The 6,239-nt window shown below is 62.9% G+C and carries 5 protein-coding genes; 1 reads left to right on the forward strand and 4 read right to left on the reverse strand.

Going from position 1 to position 6,239, the window contains the following annotated elements:
• The first annotated feature begins 217 nt into the window (after nt 1-217).
• Nucleotides 218-2,338 carry a TonB-dependent receptor gene (locus tag B348_RS0110050; protein ID WP_017735991.1) on the forward strand — a complete coding sequence of 707 codons (2,121 nt, stop codon included), beginning with the start codon at nt 218-220 and terminating at the stop codon, nt 2,336-2,338.
• Between the two features lie 5 nt (nt 2,339-2,343).
• On the opposite strand, the gene B348_RS0110055 is transcribed toward B348_RS0110050, so the two are convergent.
• The 4 genes from B348_RS0110055 to B348_RS0110070 are packed head-to-tail and all read right to left on the reverse strand — an operon-like array spanning nt 2,344 to nt 6,167.
• On the reverse strand, nt 2,344-3,108 hold the full coding sequence (locus B348_RS0110055) for an energy transducer TonB (RefSeq protein WP_026136701.1): 765 nt from the start codon (nt 3,106-3,108) through the stop codon (nt 2,344-2,346).
• A complete protein-coding gene (gene tolR / locus B348_RS0110060) occupies nt 3,105-3,551 on the reverse strand; it encodes a protein TolR (protein ID WP_017735993.1) in 447 nt (148 codons plus the stop codon). Before tolR ends, B348_RS0110055 begins: the two co-directional genes overlap by 4 nt.
• Before the next feature lie 14 nt (nt 3,552-3,565).
• On the reverse strand, nt 3,566-4,258 hold the full coding sequence (gene tolQ / locus B348_RS0110065; RefSeq protein WP_017735994.1) for a protein TolQ: 693 nt from the start codon (nt 4,256-4,258) through the stop codon (nt 3,566-3,568).
• A gap of 46 nt (nt 4,259-4,304) precedes the next feature.
• Nucleotides 4,305-6,167, reverse strand: coding sequence for a phytase (locus tag B348_RS0110070; RefSeq protein ID WP_017735995.1), 1,863 nt, complete (start codon nt 6,165-6,167; stop codon nt 4,305-4,307).
• Nucleotides 6,168-6,239 lie beyond the last annotated feature (72 nt).

The following is a 6,239-nucleotide window of genomic DNA, read 5'->3' on the forward strand; positions in this document are numbered from 1 at the left end:
TATCGCAGGCAAGCCAGCTCCCACATGAGATATTTGCATGGCTGGAAATATGATTATCAAATGGCATTTTATGCACCAACAAAATGCATATTATTAATAATTAACATATAACAAAACGGACTTTTACGAACGCCTTTCATATCCATATTGTTACCCCCAGCACCGACCCCTGACCAGGTGGAGGCCTTGCCAACCACCACTCTCTCAGGGGTCCACCATGAGCCATATCGCTGCGCCCAATCGCCTCACCCTCGCCGTCTTGCTCGCCTTGTTCAGTGCCTACGCCCACGCCGATGACGCCGCCCTGCCGGTGGTGAATGTCACCGCCGAACACCGCAGCGAAGACCTGCAAAAAACCCCGCTGGCGATTTCCGCCTTCGATGAAAAGACCCTCGAAGACAAGCAGATCCGCAGCGTACGCGACCTCTCCGGCCAAGTGCCCAACCTGACCCTCAGCCGCCAGTCGATCTCCTACAGTGCGCAGACCTACGGCATCCGCGGCATCGGCGAAACCGACCCGATCCAGGAAGCCGCCGTGGCGGTGTATGCCGACGACCTGTACATCCCCAGGGCGATTTCCTCGATGCTGGATTTCAACGACGTCGAACGCGTCGAAGTGCTGCGTGGCCCCCAAGGCACGCTGTACGGGCGCAACAGCAGCGCCGGGGCGATTCGCGTCATCACCCGTGACCCGAGCCAGGAAACCCGTGGCTTCGTCGAGCTCGGCGCGGGCAATTACAACGCGCAGAACGGGCGCGTCCTGATCAGCGGCCCGCTGGTGGACAACGCCCTGTTCGGCAGCTTCTCGGCGATCCGCCTGACCCGCGACGGCACCGTGTCCAACCCGACACGGGACAAGGACGTGAACAACGTCGATATCCAGTCCTATCGCGGCAAGCTGCGCTACAAGCCGGAGGATTCACCGTGGGATGTGCAGCTGACCCTGGCCGGCACCTTTGATCGCGGCGATACCACCAGTTATTCGCCGTTCGATGCCAACGGCCATTTCGACAAGTTCAAGAGCTACAGCAGCCTCGACCCGAAAAACCGCCTCGATCAGGGCAGCTCGGTGCTGCGCGCCCTCTACGCGATCAACGATCACCTGAACGTCAAGTCGGTCACCGCCTGGTCGTCCTTCAACCAGCCGGTGGATTACGACAACTCCGGCCAGGCCGCGCTGATCCAGAACAACCTGATCCTCTACAAGCAGAACTACGCCACCCAGGAGTTCCAGCTCAACGGCGACTACGACGACTTCAGCTTCAGCACCGGCCTGTACCTGTACCGCGAACGCTTCGACGCCGACCGCGACAACCTCACCTACTCCATTGCGCGCAACCGGGTGATCGGCCAAGGCCAATACAGCACCACCAACACCGAAAGCTATGCGCTGTACGGCCAGGGCACCTACAAGATCACCCCACAACTGTCGCTGATCGCGGGCCTGCGCTTTACCCGCGAGCACAAGAACTTCGAGTTCACCAACTACGCGATCAACACCGACCGGCAGATCACCGGCACCAACTTTGCCGCCGAGTCGAGCAAGTCCTGGCAATCCACCAGCCCGAAAATCGGCTTCGAATACGCCTGGACCCCGCACCTGAACCAGTACGCCTACGTCGCCAAGGGTTTCAAGGCCGGCGGCTACGACAACCGCGCGCCGACCCGCGCCGCCGCCGAGCAGGCGTTTTCGCCGGAGGACGTGACCACCTGGGAAACCGGCTTCAAGGGCGACTTCTTCGACCAGCGCCTGCGCGCCAACGTCGCGCTGTTCTACAACGACTACAAGGACCTGCAAACCAACGCCTACGACCCGGCGCTGGGCGTCAGCCTGCGTACCAACGTCGGCCAGGCCCACACCTATGGCGTGGAGCTGGAAACCCTCACCGCCCTGAGCCGCGACTTGCAGCTGACCGCCAACCTCGGCTATTTGGAAAGCCAGTACGATGACTTCCAGAACGCCAGCGGCGCGGGGGTGGATGCCAACGGCAAGCAACTGGTGTTCTCGCCGCGCTGGAACGCCAGCGTCGGGCTCAACTACACCATCCCGGCCGGATTGCCCGGCACCTGGCTGGCGGGCACCGACGCGCAGTTCCAGACCAAGTCCTATGCCAACGCGTTGAACGACGATATCCAGGAAGTGCCGCAGCAAACCTTCTGGAACGCCAATACCCGCTACATCAGCGGCGACGGGCACTGGACCACCACCCTGGCGGTGAAAAACCTGCTGGATCGCGCCTATCCGCAATCGGTGGGCTACGTGCCGTCCAGCGGCGCGCGCTACTACTCGGTCAACGATCCGCGCACCCTGTTGCTGTCGGTGCGCTACGATCTTTGACCGGTTTACTTGATGCGGTAGTGGAAGGTATTGCGCACCGCCGGTACGGCGACGGCCTTGCCTTCGACGATGCGCGGCTGGTAGCGGAAGGTGTTGGCGGCGGCCAGTGACGGGCGCATGAACAGCGGGTGGCAACCGTCCAGCACCTTGGGGTTTTCCACGCGGCCCTGAGGGTTGACGGTGTACTCCACCGAGCAATCGCCTTCGATGTTCTTGTCCAGGGCGCGCTCGGGATAGTCCGGCGCTTCCTTGCTCAAGGGTTGGTACTGGCGGCTGTCGAAAGCCGGCGCCGCTGCTGGTGCCGCCGGACGCGCGCGTTCAGCGGCCAGGCGTTCCTGGTTCAACCGCTGCTGTTCCAACTCACGGTTGCGCTGTTCGCTGGCCAGGCGTTCCTGCTGTTGCTCGATTTTCTTGTCCTCCACGCGCTTGCGCGCCAAGGCGGCCTTCTCCAGTTTTTGCGCCTGGATCTGCGGATCGACCACGGGTTTGGGCGGCACCGGCACGACGACCGGCTCCGGTGGCGGTGGTGCTGCGACGGCCACCGGTTCCGGCACTGGCGCGGGGGCTGGCGGCAGCATGACCAACTGGGTGTGCATCACCCGTGGCGCCTCCACCACGGGTTTTTCCGTCGACCAGCCCAGCATCAGCACGGCCAACACACCGACGTGCAACGCCACCGCGAGGCTGGCGGCGAAGCTGTTGCGCCAGAATCCTGCGTTATCCCTGGGCGCGATTGAAAGCGGTGGACTGTGCATGATCATCGCCGTCATTGCGGGGCCTCGGTCACCAGCCCCAGGTTGCTGACACCACCCTTCTGCAACACCGCCATGGCCGCGACCACGCGACCGTAGCCGGCGTTGTCATCGGCGCGGATAAACACCTGGGTGTCGCTGCGCGCTGCCACCACTTGCATGACCTTGGCACCCATTTCCTCCAGGGTCACGGCGCTGTCGGTCTGGTGCTGGGTGTCGAGTTCGCCACCCAGGTTCCAGTAGTAACCACCGTCGGCTTGCACCGACAGCGTGAGGATCTGCTGGCGCGTGTCGGTGGCCAGCGCCTCGGCGGCGACCTTGGGCAGTTCGATCTTCACGCCCTGGGTCAGCATCGGCGCAGTGACCATAAAGATCACCAGCAGCACCAGCATCACGTCGATATAGGGCACCACGTTCATCTCGGCCTTGGGCCCGTGCTTGCGTTGCGGCCTGGTCAGCATCGTCTTGCTCCTGTTCAGGCGGCCACGGCCAGGTTGATCGACGTGCCGCGCAACGTGCGGTGCAGGCGCACTTGCAGTTCATTGCCGAAGGCGTAATAGCGGGTGAGCAAGGTCTGGCCACGCGCGGCAAAACGGTTGTAGGCGATCACTGCCGGGATGGCCGCAAATAAGCCAATGGCGGTGGCGATCAACGCTTCGGCAATGCCCGGGGCAACGGTGGACAGCGTGGCCTGCTGCACCTGGGATAAGCCGATGAAGGAATTCATGATGCCCCACACCGTACCGAACAAACCGATATAGGGGCTGACCGAACCCACGGTGGCGAGAAATTGCAGGCCCTTTTCCAGTTCGATTTCCTGCTCGGTGATCGCCACCTGCAAGGCCCGCTCGACGCCTTCGAGCACGGCCGGATCATGGCTGTGCAGGTGCTGATATTCCTGCACCCCGGCGATAAAGATCGGCGCAATGCCGCCCTCGCCCGCTTGCACGATGTCGCGGTACAGCGCCTGCAAGTCGGGCGCTGCACGGAAGCGCTGCACAAAGCCGTTCATCTGGCGCTCCAGGCGACGCAGCACCGCGCCGCGCTGGATGATCAAGTACCAGCTCAGCAAGGACGCCAGCAGCAGCGTGACCATTACCGCCTTGACCAACAGGCTGGCGTCGCTGATCAACCCCCAGATCGTCATATGTTCCATCGTCGCGTGCATGGTGAACTCCTATTCGAATAAAAAGTGATGACCGGGTGATGACGGGTCAGGGCAATTTCAGCGTGCGGGTCACTTCGGCCCAGGGCACGAACTTGAAGTTCTGGGTTTGCTCGGGCATGCGCTTGCGCCCGTCCTGCACCACCAGCATGCCCTGGCTCCACGGCCCGCCGAGGTTGATCGCGGTGACTTCGAGGCCATCGGTTTCCGAGGCGCCGTCAATGCCGGCCGCCGCGTTGAGGCCAACGCGGAAGGCGCCGTGGGTGGCGAACGGTGGCTCGGCATCCACCACCAGATAGCTGTCATTGCCCTGGCTGGAGATCACCAGGTAGTCGCGTTTGTCGCTCTGGTACAGGGCCAGGCCTTCAACGTCTGCATGCAGCTGCGGGCCGACCTTGATCACACTGGTGAGCTTGGCCGGTTGATCGGCACGGGCATCCACGGCCCACACGCCGACGTCTTCTTCACCGATAAACAAGCGCTGACGCTGGTCATCGGCGACGCAGCCTTCGGGTTGGCTGTCGACCTTGAACTGGCGCACCAGCTCGCCCTGCACACGACCATCCGGCGCACTCAGGCGGTATTGCAGGAAGGTGCCGTCCTTGTCGTTGGCGATGGCATAGATCTCACCGCTGGCGGGCTGGAACAGGCAAATGCCATAGATCGCCTTCAGCGGCGTCGGCACTTCACCGGCTTCGCGCAGCTCGCCGGTGTGACGGTCGATGCTGAACAGGCTCAAGCTGTTGTGATCGCGGTTACTGGCGACCGCGAGGTCAACGGTTTGCGTACCCAGCTTGAAGTTGGGACGCACGTCGACGTTGTTCAGGCGCCCGACTGCCAGCTCCTGCAACAGCTTGCCGTCGAGGTCGTAGGCCAGCAGGCCCTGTTTTTTGTTGGTGCCGAGTACACGGCTTTTGGCCGGTTGCTCGGGGTGAATCCAGATCGCCGGATCATCCGCTGCATCGCCCTGGCGCCCGACCGGATCGGTCTGGCGCACGGCAGCGACTTCCGGGATCACTGCGTCGACCGGCACCGGCTTGGCCTGCCAGCTGAGCGTGCCCTGGTAGAGCTTGCCCGTGTCGTCATCGCGCACCAGCACCTGCTGGCCGTTGATGCTGAGCTGCTCCGGCTCCTTGAGGCCCGGCAGGTTCAGGCTCGCTTGCTCGACCCAACGCTCAGCGGTTTGCTGGAACAGATGCAGTTGGGCGGTCTTCGGATCAAGCGCCACCACACCCCCCGGCACCAGCGCCATGGCCCCGGCTTCACGCTTGGGCGTGTCGAACACGGCGACCGGCGTGCGTTTCACATCGGCTTCCGGGTGCGCCGGGTAGGCCCACCAGCCGACGTTTTCTTCGTTGACCACCAAGCGGTTGGCCGCGTCATCCACCTGGCAGAACTGCGCCGACGGCGGCAGCGGCAGGCCGCGTACGCGCTGGGGTTCGTTCAACAACGTAGCGCCGTTGCCCACCAGCCATTGTTCACCTTTGCCCTCTTCACCGACCAGGAACACAAACAGGTTGGCCGCCGAATCGCGGTACAGGCACAGGCCGTTCACCGCGTAGTCGCGGGTCGGCAGGTAGAGCGGTTTGCCGAAGGTCTTGGCGGTGGCATCGAGACTGATCAGCAGCGCTTGCTGGCGATCGTTGTCGAGGCTGGCCACCAGGGTTTGGGCGCCGGCCGCGCGGGTGTCGAGACTGCTGAAGTTGCCGTTGAAGCGCGCCAGCTCGGCGCCCTTGGCATCGAGCAGTTGCAGGCCGTCGCGGGTGCTGGCGGCGAGGCGGGTGTGGGTGTTCAAGATCGTCACGGCTTCGGCGTTGAGGCTTGGAGCCCAAGGCGTCAGGGCCAAATCGGCGGCAAATGCATGGCCGCTGGTTGCCAGAACCATCAGCAGGTACAGCTTCGAAATTCTCATGTACGGGTAAATCCTTCAAATACAGTGAAGATCAACTGTGGGAGCTGGCTTGCCTGCGATAGCGGTGTATCA

This window comes from Pseudomonas sp. CBZ-4 (assembly GCF_000346755.1).
In the GTDB taxonomy this organism is placed as follows: Bacteria; Pseudomonadota; Gammaproteobacteria; order Pseudomonadales; family Pseudomonadaceae; genus Aquipseudomonas.

Excerpts from the sequence above, each read along its gene's own strand:
- B348_RS0110050 (WP_017735991.1), top strand. The coding sequence starts at position 218 with ATGAGCCATATCGCTGCGCCCAATCGCCTCACCCTCGCCGTCTTGCTC.
- B348_RS0110055 (WP_026136701.1), bottom strand. The coding sequence starts at position 3,108 with ATGACGGCGATGATCATGCACAGTCCACCGCTTTCAATCGCGCCCAGG.
- tolR (WP_017735993.1), bottom strand. The coding sequence starts at position 3,551 with ATGCTGACCAGGCCGCAACGCAAGCACGGGCCCAAGGCCGAGATGAAC.
- tolQ (WP_017735994.1), bottom strand. The coding sequence starts at position 4,258 with ATGCACGCGACGATGGAACATATGACGATCTGGGGGTTGATCAGCGAC.
- B348_RS0110070 (WP_017735995.1), bottom strand. The coding sequence starts at position 6,167 with ATGAGAATTTCGAAGCTGTACCTGCTGATGGTTCTGGCAACCAGCGGC.